We start from the raw sequence: 17,100 nt of genomic DNA on the forward strand, positions 1-17,100 counted from the left end.
GTTGCCTTTGCATGACCCGTACTGGCCAAATCGCATATCTGGCATCGACAATCGCTTTCGTGACCAGCGGACTGCTGATGGCATCCAGAACATGGCCATCTGCAGGGCTCAGCGGCGCCGAGCGCTCCCTTACGTCCCTGTCGCCCGCCATCCGCGATGCGGCGGCCTCGACATCGTTCCCGCAGCTGTTCGTCCGGCCCGAGAACCCCGTGATGTGGGCGCTGCTGCTGTCGCTGTTCGTGTTGCTCGCAATGGATGCGGCCGGGCAATGGACCGACCCCTCGCGCAGCCAGGACATGCAGGTCTGGTGGCTGCTTTCCTTCGCTCTGCTGGTGTGCAGCGTCTGGCCCTGGCTGATGGGCCATGCCGACGTGGCGGCCACCATCGGCGCGATCGCGGCGGCGATGGCCGCCATAGCCGCCGCGATCCGCACCGTTGGGCAGAGCCGACCCGCGATCGGCTTTTTCGCCGGATGGCTGACCGGACTGGCGGCCGCGACCCTGGCCACGCTGCTGGGAACGTGGGCGGCGCTGCCGGACGGTCAGATCGCAATCCTTTCGATCCTTCCGGCGGCGATGGTCGGGGTGGCACTTCAGCGCCGTCTTGGCCGGGCCTTCGCCTATTCCGTCGCGATCACATGGGGGTTCTGCGGTCTTGCCGTGTCGACGATGGGCAACACCCCGATATCCGCGCTGGCGGCCATTCTGGGCATTACCGCAATGGCCGCTGCGCTGATCCGCGCCGCCAGCTGACCCACGCCCGCCGGTCAACGCGACGCCACGCTGGCAGCGCGTCCCGGGACCGGGCTAGGCGCTTTTCGGACGCTGCCGGTTCTTGTGCTTGGACAGCGCGCCCGACTGGCTGATCTTGTTGGCCTTGTGGCGATAGGGATTGTCGCCGCCCTGATCGCGGAAGAACAGCCGGATCGGCGTGCCCGGCATGTCGAAGTCGGCGCGCAAGCCATTGATGAGGTAGCGCTGATAGCTGTCAGGCAATTTGTCGGTATAGGTGGCCTTGACGATGAAGGCCGGCGGCCGGGTCTTGACCTGCGTCATGTAGCGCAGGCGAATCCGCCGCCCTCCCGGCGCGGGGGGCGGATGGCTTTCGGTCATCGCTTCAAGCCACCGGTTCAGCTTGGCGGTCGAGATGCGCCGATTCCACACCTCATGCGCCTTCAGCACGGCTGCGTGCAGCCGATCCAGGCCCTTGCCGGTCTTGGCCGACACGGTCACCAGCGGTGCGCCCTTCAATTGCGGCAGAAGCTTTTCGAAGCTGGCGCGCAACTCGTTCAGCTTGTGCGGCTTGTCATCTTCCAGATCCCACTTGTTGGCGGCAACGACAACCGCCCGGCCTTCGGTCTCGGCAAAGTCGGCGATCCGCAGATCCTGCTGCTCGAACGGAATCGCGACATCCAGCAACACGACCACGACCTCGGCGAAACGCACGGCGCGCAACCCGTCGGCAACCGACAATTTCTCGACCTTGTCGACCACCCGGGCACGCTTGCGCATGCCGGCCGTGTCGAAGATGCGCATCGGCGTGCCCATGAATTCGGTCAGCACACTGATCGAATCGCGGGTGATGCCCGCTTCAGGGCCGGTCAGAAGCCGGTCCTCGCCGATGATCTTGTTGATCAGCGTCGATTTTCCGGCATTGGGACGGCCAATCACCGCCAGCTGCAGCGGCCGTTCCTCGGACGGCCGCCACTCCTCGGCCCCCTCGCCGGATTCAGCGTCCTCTTCGGACAGATCCACGTCGGTGGCGGCCTCGATCGGGGCGGGACGCGCGGCCTCGACACTGTCGGCCAACGGCGCCAGCACCGAATACAGATCATCCAGCCCTTCGCCATGCTCGGCCGAGATCCGCAGCGGCTCGCCCAAGCCCAGGCCATAAGCCTCGATCGCGCCGGATTCGCCGGCGCGGCCTTCGGCCTTGTTGGCGGCCACAATGACATGCTTGGCGCGGCGGCGCAGGATCTCGGCGAAATATTCGTCGGCGGCGGTCACACCGACACGCGCATCGATCACGAAAAGGCAGATATCGGCCTCGTCCACGGCGCGCTCTGTCAGGCGCCGCATCCGGCCCTGAAGGCTGTCGTCATCGGCCATTTCCAGACCGGCGCTGTCGATCACGACGAAGCGCAGGTCGCCCAGACGACCCGCCCCTTCGCGCAGGTCGCGCGTGACGCCGGGCTGGTCATCGACCAGCGCCAGACGCTTGCCGACAAGCCGGTTGAACAGCGTGGACTTGCCCACATTGGGGCGACCGACGATGGCGAGGGTAAAGCTCATCTGTATGCGTGCAACTGGCCGCTGCGCGACACGACGAAAAGGGTCTGCCCTGCGACGACCGGCGCGACGGCGGCGCCGCCCGGAATCGCGGCCTGTCCGACCAGCGTTCCCGAACCCGGATCGAACACGCGCAACACGCCGTCCGACGAGGCGACGAACAGCCTCCCGCCCGCCAGAACCGGGCCATAATGTCCGTAGATCGTTTCCTGTTTCTTGACCCGCCTGTCGGTGTAATAGGGCAGGTCGATCCGCCAGATCACACCGCCGGTCGCGGCGTCCAGCCGAATCAGCTGCGCCTGATCGTTGATGGCAAAGACCGAGCCACCCGCAACCACCACCGGGCTGCTGGCGCCGTCCTTCGACGACCAGCCCTGGATCCCCGAACCCAGCTCGACAGCATTGATGCGCCCGGACGAGGTGCCGCCATAGACCATGCCCCCCGAGATGACGGGATCGCCGGTCATGTCGCGGATCGAGGCGATCGCCCGGCCGATGCGGCTGCCGGCCACCTGTGCGGTCCACAGCGTTGCGCCGCTCGCGGTGTCCGCCGCCAGAAGCTGACCGGACGAGAAGGGGAAAACCACGGTAGTGCCTTGCACGGCCGGCACCGAGACCCCCATGACGCCCGACGAGGAAGGCGTGCCGGAACTGCGCCACAGAACCTTGCCGTCTGCGGCCCGCACGGCCCAGCCGACATTGTTGCGGGCGACGACATAGACCACGCCATCGGCCACCGCGGGACCGCCGCCGACCGGCGCATCGACGCGCTGGCGCCACAGGACACCGCCCGAGACGGCGTCCAGCGCGACCAGCTCGCCAAATCCGGTGGTGGCATAGACACGGCCACCCTCATAGGCCAGCCCGCCGCCCGACGCGCTGTCCCGGCTTTCCAGTGCAGGCGTGATGTCGGTGGACCATGCGGTGCCTCCCGACAGGGCGGTTGCGGTCACGCGCGCATGGCTGTCCAGCGTGAAGACCCGCCCGGCGGCCACGATCGGGTCGGCGGAGATGCGGTGGCGGCGGTCATTGCCCTGACCGACATCGCTGGACCAGACCCGGGTCGTGCCACCCGACAGCGCGACATGTCCGGGCTGATGCGCCACATTGCCGCCGCGATGCGTCCATTCCGCGTTGACGCGCGGCGCCGCAAGCGACAGCGCGGTCGTCGAGACCGCCGCCGGTCCCTCGACCGCGGGACCGTCGGGCGACGTCACCGCCAGCGGATCAAGCCGTTCACCCGGCAGGATGACATCGCGGTCACCGCAGGCCGACAGGCTCAACGCGGCCGCCAGGGCCATGGTCAGTCGCAGCGTTGCGCTCATCCTCGCCTCTCCCTCGTCTGTCGTCGTTGGCCGGACCTGTCAGCCGGCTTTCATGCTGTCGGTCGGCTCTGGCTCGACCCCCAGCGCGATCATCATCTCGGACAGGCGGCGACGCAAGGTCTCGCTGAGCCCGTCCTTCTGCTGGATCTGGCGGATCAGGCTGACGGCGTCCTCGTGCCGCCCGGCCTCTATCAGCGCAATCGCCTTCTGTTCCAGCGCCAGCAATTCGAACGGCGCACCGGCGCGCGACAGTCTGGCCAGCACCGCGTCCCGTTCCGACGGGTCCATCGCAGCACCGTTCAGCATCACCAGCTTCAGTTCGGCCAACTCGTGCAGCAGAGGATCCTCCGCATCGGATTCGACGACCTCGCGCAACGCGGCAGCGGCGGCGTTCGTGCCGCCGGCTTCAAGCCAGGCAGCGGATGCCAGCATCCCGGCAATCGCCTGGCGCCCCGGCGAACCTTCGGCGTCAACCTGCATCAGCGCGGCGGGATCGCCGGTCGCCTCGGCCACCAGCACCCGGTCGCCCCAGGCCTCGGCCTTGGCCTGCTGTCTGGCCTGTGCATATTCCCGCCAGGAGACCCCGCCGACCAGCAGCAGGATCAGCAGGATCGCGATCCAGCCATAGCGCCGGAAAACCCCGAACAACCTGTCACGTCGCAGATCTTCGGTCACTTCGTCGACGAAGCTGTCATTCTGGTTGGCCATTGGCGCCTTCCGCAATTTCGTATTCGCAGGCCGTCTTATACAACGCACAGCGGGATTGCCAATGCCGCGGCAGGCCGAACAGGCGCCGCGATCGCGCCCCGGTCGGTGAGACCCGTCGCCGCGCAGGCTGCACGCGACCGGAAGCGGCCGGCTCACATGCAAGGGGTCCCGCCAGCGGACCGCCGGCGGGACCCCGAATCCTGATCGGTCCTGGCGCCTACATGCGCGACGCGACGTTTTCCCAGTTCACGAGATTGTCGAGAAAGTTCGACAGGTATTTGGGACGCGCATTGCGGAAGTCGATGTAATAGCTGTGCTCCCAGACGTCGCACCCCAGCAACGCGGTCTGCCCGAAGCACAGCGGGTTCACGCCGTTTTCTGTCGAGGTGACCTCAAGTTTGCCGTCGGCATTCTTGACCAGCCATGCCCAGCCCGAGCCGAACTGACCGCCGCCCTTGGCCGAGAACTGTTTCTTGAACTCATCGACCGACCCGAAACTGTCCGTCAGCGCCTTCTCCAGTTCGGACGGGATCGCACCCGACTTGGGCGCCATCATTTCCCAGAACTGGCTGTGATTCCAATGCTGGCTGGCGTTGTTGAAGATGCCGTTCTGGGCCACGGCGCCTTTCTGATAGGTGCCCTTGACGATCTCTTCCAGCGACTTGCCTTCCCACTCGGTGCCCGAGATCAACTCGTTCAGCTTGTCGACATAGGCGTTGTGGTGCTTGTCATGATGGTATTCCAGCGTCTCCCTGGACATGCCCGCCGCTGCCAGAGCGTCGTGCGAGTAAGGAAGATCGGGAAGGTTGAAAGCCATTTTCCTCTCCTTTCTGAAAGGTTTGAGCCTTTGAGCCGGGCGCAGCGTCCCGCATTCGTGAACTCAACGCAAGGGCGTTGGGCAGGTTCCTTGCCGAATGGCAGAAACGGCACGTCCGCGCGATCAGCGCGGTGCCAGCCGGCTTCCGGGGATCGCGGCGTTCCGCAGGATCAGGCCCAGATAGTCGGCGGTGGAACGGAACCCGATCAGTCGCATTCCGCCCTCGATCCGCCAGAGCGCGACCGCCGTCTGCGCGGCGCGCGACCGGCGCAGACCGTCAGATGGCAGCGCGTCCAGATCGGCCGGGCTCAGCTTCGCGATCACGTCCCCGGCGTGCGGCCCAAGCACATCGAAGACCGCGCGCGCGTCCGAGACATCGACGACCAGCGCATGTTCGCCGGTCAGGGCCTGATCCAGCGCCGACAAGGCTTCGGGCAGTTCCTGCGCGGGCAGGATCAGCAGCAATTCGTCGGGCGACATCCAGCCCAGGGTGCGACTGCCGTCGGTCGTGTGCCGCGTGACATCGGGGATGGCCAGCCCTGCCGCCCCGGCGATGGCATCGCCGGCCCGCGACAGGTCGGCGCGGATGGCGATCATGCCCAGACCCTCGACGCGGACGACGCTTGCAAGTGCCTCAGCCATTCAGGCGGCTCCCTTCCTTGTCATAAAACACCGGGTCGCAGATCCTGGCCTTCAGCACTTCGCCCGAAGGCATCGGGAATTCCAGTATCTGTCCCATCCGTTCGGGTCCGTGGCGGACCAGGCCCATGGCGATCGGCCTGTCCAGCGTCGGAGAATGATAGCTCGAGGTGACCCGGCCCTGCGTCTTGCGCTGGCCGTTGGCGTTCGTGCCCTCGTCCACCGCGTAGGCGCCGTCGGGGATCACCCGATCGTCGAGGCTTTCAATACCGACAAGTTGCCAGCGCGTGCGGTCCTTCATGAAGCTGCGGGACTGCGCGCGCTTGCCGATATAGTCGGACTTCTTCTTGCTGATCGCCCAGCCCAGGCCCAGGTCCTGCGGAATGATGGTGCCGTCGGTTTCGTCGCCGATCATGATGAAGCCCTTTTCGGCGCGCATGACATGCATGGCTTCGGTGCCGTAGGGCGTGATCCCCAGGTCGCGCCCGGCCTCGTGCAGCCTGTCCCACAGCTCCAGGCCGCGCCCGGCCGGCACGGCGATCTCATAGCTGAGTTCACCCGAAAAGCTGATCCGGTAGATGCGTGCAGGGATGCCTGCGATATCGCCCTCGGCCCACTGCATGAAGGGTAGCGCGTCCTGCGACACGTCGATACTGCCGGGTAGCCGATCAAGAAGTTCGCGCGCCTTGGGGCCGGCGACGGCGATCTGGGCGTATTGTTCCGTCAGATTCGCCGTGTAGACCTGCCAGTCCCACCACTCGCATTGCAGCCAGTCCTCCATGTGGCCATGGATCCGGTCCGCGCCGCCGGTCGTGGTGTGGCAAAGCCAGGTATCGTCGGACAATCGCGCGACCACGCCGTCATCCATGAGAAAACCGTTCTCGCCGCACATCAGCCCGTAGCGGCATTTGCCGACCGGCAGGCTGGACATCATGTTGGTATACATCATGTCGAGGAAACGCCCGGCGTCAGGCCCCTTGACGATGATCTTGCCCAGTGTGGACGCGTCCAGCGTGCCCACGGACTTGCGCACGGCAAGGATCTCGCGGTTGATCGCCGAATGCCGGTCCTCGCCGGCCCGGGGATAGCTGTAGGGCCGGCGCCAGTGGCCCACCGGCTCCCACGAGGCACCGTGTCTTTCGTGCCATTCATGCATCGCGGTCTTGCGCAGCGGCTGAAATGCATCGCCGCGCGCGTCGGCGGCGATCGTGGCCAGGGTCAGCGGGGTGTAGGGCGGCCGGAACGTGGTGGTGCCGGTCTGCGGGATCGGCTGGTCCAGCGCCGTGGACAGGACCGCCAGACCGTTGATGTTGCTGATCTTGCCCTGATCGGTCGCCATGCCAAGCGTGGTATAGCGCTTGGTATGTTCAACCGAGGCATAGCCTTCGCGGGCCGCCAGCTGGACATCCGTGACCTTCACATCGTTCTGATAATCGAGCCACATCTTCGCGCGCAGCCTGTAGGGCGCGTCTTTCGGCATGCACCAGACCGGCATGGTCGCGGCCTCGGCGCGTTCCAGATCGCCCGCGCAGCGCAGATCGCCGTTCGCGGCGCCCACGGCCGTCACGTTGCCCTGGCCGTCGGCACCCAGCGGCGGACGATCCGGGTCCGGTCGGAACATCGCCCGCGCGTCGTCCCAGATCAGCCTGCCGCCGCAATGGCTGTACAGGTGGACGACGGGCGACCAGCCGCCTGACATCGCGACCACATCGCAGTCGATGCCGCCGGTCGGCTTGCCGTCACCATCCTGGGCGCACAGCACCACGCCCTCGACATGCCGGCTGCCCTTGACCTTGGCGATGCCGGTGCCGGTCAGGACCGGGATGTTACGGGCCCGCGCCGCCTGCGGCAGATCGCCGTCGGCCTGATCGCGGGCGTCGATGACGGTCACCTCAAGCCCCTCGGCCGCAGCGGTCAGCGCCGTCCGATAGGCATCATCGTTGTTCGTGACCACGACGATGCGCTGGCCCGGGGCGATGGCGTGATTCACGAGGAAGTCGCGCACCGCCGACGCCAGCATCACCCCCGGCACATCATTGCAGGCGAAGGCCAGCGGCCGTTCGAGCGCGCCCGTTGCGGTGATGATCCGGCGCGCACGAATGCGCCACAGCCGCTGCCGCGGGATGCCTGCGTTCGGATCGTGATCCGCAAGCGCTTCGCGCGCAAGAAGATAGCCGTGGTCGTAAAGCCCGGTCGCCATGGTGTTGCGGCGCAGGGTGACGTTCTGGCGCGCGCGCAGATCGTCCAGAAGCCGGGCGATGGCTGCCGGACCGTCCTTGTGGTCGACGGGGGTGCGGCCGCCCCAGACCGCTTCCTGCTCGAGGACAAGCACCTTCTGTCCGTCCTCGGCTGCATCGCGCGCCGCGCGCAGTCCGGCGATCCCGCCACCGACGACCACCAGATCCACATGCGCGTAGGCCTGTTCGTAGCGATCGGGATCGGGGTCGGTCGGCGCCCGGCCCAGACCTGCGCTGCGGCGGATGATCGGCTCGAACAGATGTTTCCAGAAGGGCCGCGGATGGATGAAGGTCTTGTAGTAGAAACCGGCGGGAAGCATCGGCGACAGCCAGTTGTTGACGGCACCGATATCGGCATCCAGAGAGGGCCAGCAATTCTGGCTTCGCAGCACCATTCCGTGCGTCAGCAGGGTGGTGGTGGCGCGCTGGTTGGGTTCGAATCGCCCGCCCTGTCCAAGCCCGAACAGGGCGTTCGGCTCTTCGGCGCCGGATGCGATCGGGCCGCGGGGACGGTGATACTTGAAGGACCGGCCCATCAGCATCTGGCCATTCGCCAGCAGCGCCGACGCCAGCGTATCGCCCTGCACCCCGCGCAGATGCCGGCCATCGAAGCGGAAGGGAATCTGGAAGGCGCGGTCGATCAGGCGGCCGCCCTTGGCCAGGCGGAAAGGAGGCGTATGGGTCATTCGGCTTGGGTCCAGTCGGGCTGCCAGTCGGGGCGGGATTTGCGGATTTCGCTGACCACGTCGGCCGGCGGGTGCGTGGTCTGCGCCTTGTAGGTGCCATAGACCTGCAGCGTGGCGGTGTCCCGTGCCGCAAGGAACCACTTGCCGCAGCCATACGCATGGCGCCAGCGTTCGAAATGGACGCCCTTCGGGTTCTTTCGGGCGAACAGATAGCCTTCCAACTCGTCGTCGGATCCTTCCGGGCCGACGCGCTTGAGATGCGCCTCGCCGCCGGGCTGAAGTTCGGTTTCCTCGGCGGCAACGCCGCAGTACGGGCAGGTCAGGATCAGCATTCAGTCATCCTTGCGCGAAAAGGGTCGGGCGACGGTCGCAAAGTCCAGAGGTCCCGCCCCGATGGTCCCAAGCCCCAGGGCGCATGCGAAAGCCGGGCGCTGGTTGCACCCGGCTCCGCGGTAGCCGCGGCTGCAATCCGCAGGCAGGCCCCGAACCTGCGGCCTCAGTCGACCGGTGCGGGCTCTTCCTCGGCCGCATCAGGCTCGGCCGGATCAGGCTCGGCCGGATCGGCAGGCGCGTCATCGACGGCATCGCCATCCACCGAAGCGTCGGGCGCGGTATCCACATTGACGGTGGTGTCAGCGGGCGCACCGGTGTCCGTCGCCGCATCCATGTCGTCGCCTGCCATGAAGAAGAACAGCAGCGCGACGACCACCACGATGGCGCCGACGATGAAGTAGATCGTGTTGTTGTTCTTGCCCTCGGACATGATCGGTCCTTTCCATTGAAAAGTTTCTCAAAGCACAATGCGGTTGGTGGGGGTTGTGTTCCCGTGTCCAGGGCCATTGCCGGAGCCTCGCCTAATGCGCCACGCCGGCGGCGACGGATTCATCGATGAACCGGCCTTCCCGGAACCGGCCCAACCCGAAATCGGCCGCCAGCGGTCCGGGCGAGCCGTTCGCGACCAGTTCGGCCATCGCCCATCCCGATCCCGGGATCCCCTTGAACCCGCCCGTCCCCCAGCCGCAATTGACGTAAAGATTGCCGACCGGGGTTCCGGACAGGATCGGCGAGCGATCACCCGTCATGTCCACGATCCCGCCCCATTGGCGCAGCATCTTGAGCCGCGAGATCATCGGGAATGTCTCGACCAGTGCGCGCACCGTTTCCTCGACATGATGCCAGGACCCACGCTGCGTGAAGTTGTTGTACCCATCGGTGCCGCCGCCGACCACCATCTCGCCCTTGTCGGATTGTGACAGGTAGCCATGCACGGTGTTCGCCATCACGACCACGTCCATGCAGGGCTTGATGGGCTCGCTGACCAGCGCCTGGAGGGCAACGCTTTCGATCGGCAGCCGGAAGCCGGCCATTTCCGCCAGCTGCGAGGAATGCCCGGCCACGACCAGCGCCAGTTTCTCGCAGCCGATCCGGCCCTTCGAGGTGTTGACGGCGCGGACCTGGCCCGAATCGGTCTCGATCCCCGTGACCTCGCAGTTCTGGATGATGTGCATGCCCATGTCGGAACAGGCCCGTGCGTAACCCCAGGCGACCGCGTCATGCCGCGCCGTGCCTCCGCGCGCCTGGTAAAGCCCGCCAAGCACCGGATAGCGCGGCCCGTCCAGATTGATGATCGGCACCAGCTCCTTGAGGCGGGCCGGCTCGATCCATTCCGTCGAGACGCCCTGCAGATTGTTGGCATAGACGGTGCGCTTGTAGCCGCGGACCTCGTGTTCGGTCTGGGCCAGCATGATCAGGCCGCGCGGGCTGAACATGACATTGTAGTTCAGGTCCTGCGACAGGGTCTCGTACAGCTTCAGCGACTTGTCATAGATCGCTGCGGACGGGTCCTGCAGATAGTTCGACCGGATGATCGTCGTGTTGCGCCCGGTATTGCCGCCACCCAGCCAGCCTTTCTCGATCACCGCAATGTCGGTGATGCCGAAATTCTTGCCCAGGTAATAGGCCGTGGCCAGCCCGTGTCCGCCCGCCCCGACGATCACAACCTTGTAACGCTCGCGAGGCTCGGGGCTGACCCAGGCGCGACCCCAGTTCTGGTGCTGGCGCAACGCCTGGCGCGCGATCGCGAAAACGGAATAGCGGCCGGAAGGCGTCGCAGTCGGCATGAATATCCCCTGGCTGAATTGGTCTCAGAATGACCGCAGGCTTCCTGTCTCTCAAGACAGCATGCGGCAGATTGGATCAGATTGCGACACGCGCGGCAAGATCGCTTGCGCGCGGCCGCCTGGCGGGCAGACTGGCGGGCAGACTGGCGGGCAGACTGGCGGGCAGACTGGCGGGCAGACTGGCGCGGACAGGCAACGAGGGGCGCGATGGCGGAATTCGAACTGGTCGAGCAGGCCCTGAGGGCCAAATCCCGCGATGGCGGCGAAGGCGAGGATCGTCTGGTCATTCAGGATCACTGTGCCGCGGTCATCGACGGCGCGACCGACAAGACCGGCTGGCGCGACGACGGCAGGACCGGCGGCCAGATCGTCGCCGACACGGTGGCCGCGGAGCTGGCAAGACCCCTGGCCGAGCACGATCCCCACGCGCTGGTCATGCGCCTGTCCGACGCCGTGGCCGCGCGGCTGGGTGCCTGCGCGATTCCGCCGCAGGGCCGCCCGAACGCGGTCTTTGCCGCCTGCATTCCCGCGTGGGGTTGCGTGGTCCGGGTGGGCGATCCGGGTGTGATGATCGACGGCAGCCAGCGTCCTGCGGTCAAGCGCGTCGACGATCTGCTGGCCGAGGCGCGGGCGCTGTATCGGCATCTGTGTCCCGCCTTGCCGGGTGCGGGCGACCCGGGTCGCGCGGCGATCATGCCGTGGCTGAGCCGCCAGCATCTTCTGCAGAACGACGCCAGCACGCCCTGGGGTTTCGGCTGCATCGACGGCAACCCGGTGCCGGCCCGTTTCATCGAGCTGTTCCCGCTGTCGGATGCGCGCGAGGTGGTGCTGTGCAGCGACGGCTATCCCGCACCGCGTCCCTCGCTGGCCGAGTCCGAAGCGTTGCTGGAAAGGCTGCTCGCCGAGGACCCCGACTGCGTCGCCGCGCTGCGCGGCACGAAGGGCTGGGACCCGCGAACCGCGCGGTCCCATGACGACCGCAGCTATCTGCGGCTGAGGCTGCGCGCGGGGCCGGGCGCAGGGTCGGCACTGGCGGGCGCCGCCGTGATGGCGCGGTCGAAGTGATCGCGCAGCACCTGGCTGCGTTCCAGCAGCTGCAAAAGGATCAGGATCTGGTCCGACGGATCGCGCTGGACCCGGGCGGTGTCGGTCAGGTGCCGTTCCAGATAGGCGATCATCTGTCCGGCATCGCTGATCACCGCCTGCGGCAGATCGGTCAGCAACCGCGTCTCGGCCGGACTCGAGAACGGGCAGTTGTCGGGATGCAGAGGCCGCGCCTCGAGAATGCGGTCCATGCGCTGGTCGATCCGGCCAAAGCCCACGAAGATCGGCAGGCCGCCGCGGCGCAGATCGCGATACAGGCCCGCAAGCCGCAACGCGGCGGCCTGCTGACGGATCAGCGCGTAATCGCATTCGCGCAGCGAATCCTGCGGGATCAGGCGGGTTTCCTCAAGCAGTTCGCGGGCCATGCCGTACAGGATCGCGCGATCCAGACGTCCGTCGCGGCGCGCGCCCGAGTGATCCATGTCCGCCCAGTCGATCGATCCGCTGCCCGACAGCACCGCCTTGCCCTTGTTCACTTCGGCGGCGCCGCCCTGGGTGGAAAGCACGGGATACCCCTCGCGCGACAGCGCCAGCACGACCGAGCCGACATGGTTCGACATGGTCGGGCAATCCGCAAGCCGCTTCAGCAGCAAGGCAGCGCCAGGACCTGCCGGCCGCGAGACGGGATACATGTCCTCGGACCGGTCGGCGATCACCCGGTCGCCATGCTTGATCTGCTGCGCGGCCAGATCGTTGGTCAGGCAGGAGGTAAAATAGCTGGTGCGTCCGATCCGTGCCGACAGGCCGGTCTTCTGGTCCCAACGCAGCGCCGAGAGCCTGATCTTGGGCGCATCGAAAAAGGATCGTCCGCCCCGGATGCTGTTGCGACGGCGGATGCCAAGCCCCTCGGCCTGAAAGTCGCGGACCAGACCCGACATGCGGCGCATCAGGTCGCGCTCGGTCCGCTGGTCGCCATCCGGGCTGGGCAGGATTGCGATTCCGCCAGCGGCAAGCGCGCGCGCCACGTCATTGTCGAAGACATAGCCGTTCCGGTTGCCGCGCTTGCCTTCGACCACGCCCCAGATCACGTCGCCACCGTTGTCGTGGATTTCGGACACGCCGCCCTCGATCTCGGACAGGACCAGCCTGCCATCGACCGGGTCCGGGCTGCCATGATCGAAGAAATCGCGCGACAGGTCGTGTCGCCCCGATGCGGCGCTGCCAAAGACATGCGTCCGGTGCAGGTTCAGAAACTGCCAGACGATACCGGTCATGGACCAGGCGGCCCCGGCCGCGGCCAGCAGCCAGCCCCATCCCGCGGGTGTGTCGGACAGCAGTTCGTATCCGGTGAACCCGATCGCCAGCGCCAGGGCGGCCACGATCCGCACCGCCGCCCAGGGCCGCCAGATGCGCGCCACATAGGCGATGACCGACAGGTTGGTGGACAGCCGATTCTGCCACCTGCTCTCGAAAAAGCGGCCGCGCTTGAAAAGCGAACGAAAGCAGTGGCGTGTAAACATGTTCGATGACTTTTTCGTCACCAGGCCGGTCAGGACGTCGCAAGTCAAGACTTTTGAAGGAAAATTCATGCGCTGCGGGCCTGGGGCCAGTCCCGGCTGCGGCACGGCGACGCTTTCGGTTCCGGGAAAATGCCACTAAAGCTGACGCAATCGGAGGATAGGATGTTCTGGATACTGAGTGCCGTGCTGCTGCTTGGGGTGGCTGTTGCGATCCTTGCGCCGATCTGGCGTGCGGGAAGGTCGGGCGAAGCTGCGGCAACGCCCGCTGCCGCCTATGATCTGCAGGTCTATCGCGACCAGCTGCGCGAGGTCGATCGCGATCTGGAGCGCGGGGTGATCGGCGCCGATGACGCCGCGCGCCTTCGCACCGAAATCGGGCGCAAGGTTCTGGACGCCGACAACCGGCTTTCGCAGGCCGCGTCGCCGCCCCGCGACGGCAAGGCACTGCTGGCCGGTCTGGTGGTTCTGGCGCTGCTGTCGGGCACGGTCGCGCTCTATATCCGCGAGGGCGTTCCCGGTGCGCCTGATTTGCCCTTGGCCGAACGGATCGCGCAGGCCGAGCGCGCCTATGACAGCCGGCCCAGCCAGACCGAGGCCGAGGCGCAGGCGCCTGAACGCAATGCGCCCCAGGATCCCGACCCGGAATACGCCGCGCTTGTGGAAGAGCTGCGTGCCGCCGTCGCCAGGAAACCTGATGATCCGCAGGGCCTGGCGCTGCTCGCGACCAGCGAAACGCGCCTCGGCAATCTCGCCGCCGCGCGCGAGGCGCAGCAGCGTCTGGTGGATGTCCAGGGCGAGGCCGCAAGTGCCGAGACCCTGATGCGATTGTCCGCGATGATGATGGAGGCCGCCGGCGGCATCATCACACCCGAGGCCGAGGAAGTGCTTGCCCGCGCCCTGCGCAAGGATCCAGGCCAGCCTCAGGCGCGCTATCTGCTGGGGATGCTGCAATTGCAGAACGGCCGGCCCGACCGTGCGTTTCCGATCTGGCGCAGGCTGATCGAGGAGGGTCCCGACGACGCCCCATGGATTGTCCCGATCCGGCGAACCATCAGCGACCTGGCCTGGCTGGCCGGCCAGCCCGATTACGTCCCTCCGCAAACAGCCGCACCGTCGATGCCGGCGATGCCCGGTCCCGATGCCGGGGCGATGGCGGCAGCGCAGGACATGACCCCCGAGCAGCGTCAGCAGATGATCGGCGGGATGGTCGCGCAGCTTGAAGCGCGGCTGGCCGAACAGGGCGGCACGCCGGACGAATGGGCCAGGCTGATATCCTCGCTTGGGGTGCTGGGGCAGACCGATCGCGCGCGCGCCATCTGGGACGAGGCCCAGACCCGCTTTGCCCAGACGCCGGACGCCATGACGACGCTGCGTGCGGCTGCCCGGCAGGCCGGTCTGGCCGAATGATCCATGAAGACATCGCCGATTTCGCCGCCTCGCTGCCGGCGATGGGTGCCCTGGCGGGGCTTGACCTTGGCACCAAGACCATCGGCGTCGCGGTCAGCGACGGGATGCGTCAGGTTGCCTCGCCGCTGACCGTGATAAGACGGCAGAAATTCACGCTGGACGCCGCCGAATTGCTGAAGATCGCGACAGGGCGCGGGCTGTGCGGGCTGGTCCTTGGCCTGCCGCGGAACATGGATGGCAGCGAGGGACCGCGCGCGCAGTCGACGCGCGCCTTCGCGCGCAACCTGTCGCGGCTGACCGACCTGTCCATCGGCTTCTGGGACGAACGCCTTTCCACCGTCGCCGCGGAACGCGCCTTGCTGGAGGCCGACACGTCGCGTCGCCGCCGCGCCGAGGTGATCGATCAGGTCGCCGCCGGCTACATCCTGCAGGGCGCTCTGGACCGGCTGCGGCATCTTGGCGCGGCCTAGCCACGATGTCGCCGTCAAGGACCGTGCCAGCTTGCGGCGCGCCGATGCTCCGCCTAGGTTTCGCGGATGAATGATGCCACGCCTGTTTCCAGTCACGACGCGCCGCAAAGTCCTTGCGTCAATATCTGCGTGATTCATCCGCATGAGGGGCTGTGCGTCGGCTGCCTTCGGACGCTGGATGAAATTGCGTGCTGGGCCAGCCTGTCCGCCGCTGCACGCCGCCAGGTGCTGGCGGAACTGCCGGATCGAAAGCCGATGCTGAAGAAGCGGCGGGGCGGAAAGCATGGCCGCAAGTCCTGAACGCCGAAGGTCCTCGGCCGAAGATTTGCCGTGCACTGACCTCTGGGCCGACGCGCGGGCAGCGCCGGCCCTGGCCATTGGCTCGGGCCAGGACAGGCCGGTACCCGACGGGAAACATCCGAGCCGATTTTCCCTCGTTGCAAGGCCGGACATCATCGGATGATCCCCGACATGCGCGCCCGGCGTGACCACCCGGCGCATCTGCCATCCGGCCTTCGCGCAGGGCCGGAATGGCCGAAGCGCGACCGCTTCAGCGCCGGATCTGCCGCAGGCTGTGATGGATGCGCACGCGCACCTCGTCTGGTTCCGCAGCGACCGCCTGGATCAGGGCGCGCATGTCACCGCGCGCCGTGTTCAGTTGGTCGATCAGCGACATGACCATGTTCAGCGAATCCTCGGGCAGTTGGTAGCATTCGCTGAGATGGCAGACCAGTTGCAGCCGCGCGAGGTCCGCTTCGCGATAGCGGGGCCCCTGCTCCGATGGCACCGGCTCGACGATATGCGCGCCAAGATAGGCCTGAAGCCGTCCCGGCGTCAGTTCGTCGATCAGCGTCACGACTTCGGTTTCCGAGTAATAGCGGGTCATGGCATCACCCCCCCATCTTCATCTTGCTGCGCGGATCGTAGCCGTTCTTCTTGCGCCAGCTTTCCATGAATGTCGCCAGTTCGTCGTCGATCCGCTGCGGCATGACGATCTTCAGTTCCACCTGCTGATCGCCGCCATTGATGCCGCGACCGCGCAGACGCAGCCTCTGCCCGCTGCTGGCGCCTTTCGGGATGGTCAGGTTGACCGCACCCTCGATCGTCGGCGCCGCGACCTTGGCGCCCAGCACGGCCTCGTCGATGGTGATCGGCAGGGTCAGATGGATGTCGTCGCCCTCGCGCCGGAATTCGGGATGCGGCGCGACCGAGATCTCCAGATAGGCGTCGCCCGGGCCGCCCCGGCCCATGCCCGGCCCGCCCTTGCCTTTCAGCCGGATCGTCTGGCCGTCGCGGACGCCCTTGGGAATCGCGACCTCGAGATCGCCGCCCTCGGGCAGGCTGATGCGGGTCTTGCCGCCCCTGGCCGCGGTCATGAAGTCGACCTGCAGGCTGAAGCGGTAGTCCTGGCCGCGAAGATCGCCATCGCGCGCGCCACCCTGCTGGAAGCCACGCCGCTCGAAGCCGCCCTGGCTGAAGCCGGTGCGGCGGTGGCCGAACAGATCGGAGAACACATCGGACAGATCGGGATCGCCGTCGAAACCATAGCTGCGGGCATAGGGGCTTCCGGCCGCCTCGGCATGTTCGCGATAGGTGCGCTGCTGCGGCCGCTCCTGCCCCTGCGCGTCGATTTCGCCAGCGTCAAAGCGGCGGCGCTGCTCGGGGTCCTTCAGCAGATCATAGGCAGCCGCCGCCGCCCTGAAGCGTTCGACCGCCACCGGGTCCGGGTTCAGGTCGGGGTGGTCGGTCTTGGCGATCTTGCGATAGGCCTTCTTGATCTCGGCATCGCTGGCGGATTTCGTCAGTCCCAGTGCGGCATACGGATCGTCCGCCATGTCT

The 17,100-nt window shown here is 66.8% G+C and carries 17 protein-coding genes; 5 read left to right on the forward strand and 12 right to left on the reverse strand.

The features are described 5' to 3' along the window. Window positions 1-77: 77 nt before the first annotated feature. Window positions 78-752, forward strand: coding sequence for a hypothetical protein (locus L1965_RS08425; RefSeq protein ID WP_235755965.1), 675 nt, complete (start codon window positions 78-80; stop codon window positions 750-752). 54 nt (window positions 753-806) lie between these two features. On the opposite strand, the gene der is transcribed toward L1965_RS08425, so the two are convergent. The 9 genes from der to L1965_RS08470 all read right to left on the reverse strand — a co-directional run bounded on the left by der (window position 807) and on the right by L1965_RS08470 (window position 10,820). Then, window positions 807-2,291, reverse strand: coding sequence for a ribosome biogenesis GTPase Der (der, locus tag L1965_RS08430; RefSeq protein WP_235755966.1), 1,485 nt, complete (start codon window positions 2,289-2,291; stop codon window positions 807-809). After that, entirely contained in the window at window positions 2,288-3,613 is a 1,326-nt protein-coding gene (locus L1965_RS08435) for an outer membrane protein assembly factor BamB family protein (protein ID WP_235755967.1), read from the reverse strand. The genes der and L1965_RS08435 overlap by 4 nt, the downstream gene beginning before the upstream one ends. Before the next feature lie 39 nt (window positions 3,614-3,652). Beyond that, entirely contained in the window at window positions 3,653-4,321 is a 669-nt protein-coding gene (locus L1965_RS08440; RefSeq protein ID WP_235755968.1) for a tetratricopeptide repeat protein, read from the reverse strand. Between the two features lie 217 nt (window positions 4,322-4,538). Continuing rightward, window positions 4,539-5,138, reverse strand: a complete 600-nt coding sequence (locus L1965_RS08445; protein ID WP_235755969.1) for a superoxide dismutase — start codon at window positions 5,136-5,138, stop codon at window positions 4,539-4,541. Between the two features lie 123 nt (window positions 5,139-5,261). Next, a complete protein-coding gene (locus L1965_RS08450) occupies window positions 5,262-5,780 on the reverse strand; it encodes a sarcosine oxidase subunit gamma (protein WP_235755970.1) in 519 nt (172 codons plus the stop codon). Beyond that, window positions 5,773-8,700, reverse strand: coding sequence for a sarcosine oxidase subunit alpha family protein (locus tag L1965_RS08455; RefSeq protein ID WP_235755971.1), 2,928 nt, complete (start codon window positions 8,698-8,700; stop codon window positions 5,773-5,775). Before L1965_RS08455 ends, L1965_RS08450 begins: the two co-directional genes overlap by 8 nt. After that, on the reverse strand, window positions 8,697-9,032 hold the full coding sequence (locus L1965_RS08460; protein WP_235755972.1) for a sarcosine oxidase subunit delta: 336 nt from the start codon (window positions 9,030-9,032) through the stop codon (window positions 8,697-8,699). Before L1965_RS08460 ends, L1965_RS08455 begins: the two co-directional genes overlap by 4 nt. Window positions 9,033-9,196: 164 nt before the next feature. Continuing rightward, window positions 9,197-9,463 (reverse strand): hypothetical protein, encoded by a 267-nt coding sequence (locus L1965_RS08465; RefSeq protein WP_235755973.1) that lies wholly within the window; start codon window positions 9,461-9,463, stop codon window positions 9,197-9,199. A gap of 91 nt (window positions 9,464-9,554) precedes the next feature. Further along, window positions 9,555-10,820 (reverse strand): sarcosine oxidase subunit beta family protein, encoded by a 1,266-nt coding sequence (locus L1965_RS08470; protein ID WP_235755974.1) that lies wholly within the window; start codon window positions 10,818-10,820, stop codon window positions 9,555-9,557. Window positions 10,821-11,027: 207 nt separating this feature from the next. Here L1965_RS08470 and L1965_RS08475 point away from each other — a divergent pair, with 207 nt between their 5' ends. Continuing rightward, window positions 11,028-11,885, forward strand: a complete 858-nt coding sequence (locus L1965_RS08475) for a hypothetical protein (protein ID WP_235755975.1) — start codon at window positions 11,028-11,030, stop codon at window positions 11,883-11,885. Here L1965_RS08475 and L1965_RS08480 read toward each other — a convergent pair. Next, window positions 11,804-13,384 carry a hypothetical protein gene (locus tag L1965_RS08480; RefSeq protein ID WP_235755976.1) on the reverse strand — a complete coding sequence of 527 codons (1,581 nt, stop codon included), beginning with the start codon at window positions 13,382-13,384 and terminating at the stop codon, window positions 11,804-11,806. The two genes, L1965_RS08475 and L1965_RS08480, sit on opposite strands and share 82 nt — an antisense overlap. Window positions 13,385-13,546: 162 nt before the next feature. Here L1965_RS08480 and ccmI point away from each other — a divergent pair, with 162 nt between their 5' ends. The 3 genes from ccmI (at window position 13,547) to L1965_RS08495 (ending at window position 15,561) form a co-directional block, all read left to right on the forward strand. After that, window positions 13,547-14,791 (forward strand): c-type cytochrome biogenesis protein CcmI, encoded by a 1,245-nt coding sequence (gene ccmI / locus L1965_RS08485; protein ID WP_235755977.1) that lies wholly within the window; start codon window positions 13,547-13,549, stop codon window positions 14,789-14,791. After that, window positions 14,788-15,261, forward strand: coding sequence for a Holliday junction resolvase RuvX (gene ruvX / locus L1965_RS08490; protein ID WP_235755978.1), 474 nt, complete (start codon window positions 14,788-14,790; stop codon window positions 15,259-15,261). Before ccmI ends, ruvX begins: the two co-directional genes overlap by 4 nt. 66 nt (window positions 15,262-15,327) lie before the next feature. Then, window positions 15,328-15,561 (forward strand): DUF1289 domain-containing protein, encoded by a 234-nt coding sequence (locus L1965_RS08495; RefSeq protein WP_235755979.1) that lies wholly within the window; start codon window positions 15,328-15,330, stop codon window positions 15,559-15,561. A 250-nt stretch (window positions 15,562-15,811) separates the two neighbouring features. On the opposite strand, the gene L1965_RS08500 is transcribed toward L1965_RS08495, so the two are convergent. Together L1965_RS08500 and L1965_RS08505 are read right to left on the reverse strand one after the other, a co-directional pair. Then, complete coding sequence (locus tag L1965_RS08500) at window positions 15,812-16,147, reverse strand: hypothetical protein (RefSeq protein WP_235755980.1); 336 nt, start codon at window positions 16,145-16,147, stop codon at window positions 15,812-15,814. A 4-nt stretch (window positions 16,148-16,151) separates the two neighbouring features. Beyond that, complete coding sequence (locus L1965_RS08505; protein ID WP_235755981.1) at window positions 16,152-17,096, reverse strand: DnaJ C-terminal domain-containing protein; 945 nt, start codon at window positions 17,094-17,096, stop codon at window positions 16,152-16,154. Between the last annotated feature and the right edge of the window lie 4 nt (window positions 17,097-17,100).

Origin of the sequence: Paracoccus salsus (genome assembly GCF_021556615.1) — a bacterium.
In the GTDB taxonomy this organism is placed as follows: Bacteria; Pseudomonadota; Alphaproteobacteria; order Rhodobacterales; family Rhodobacteraceae; genus Paracoccus; species Paracoccus salsus.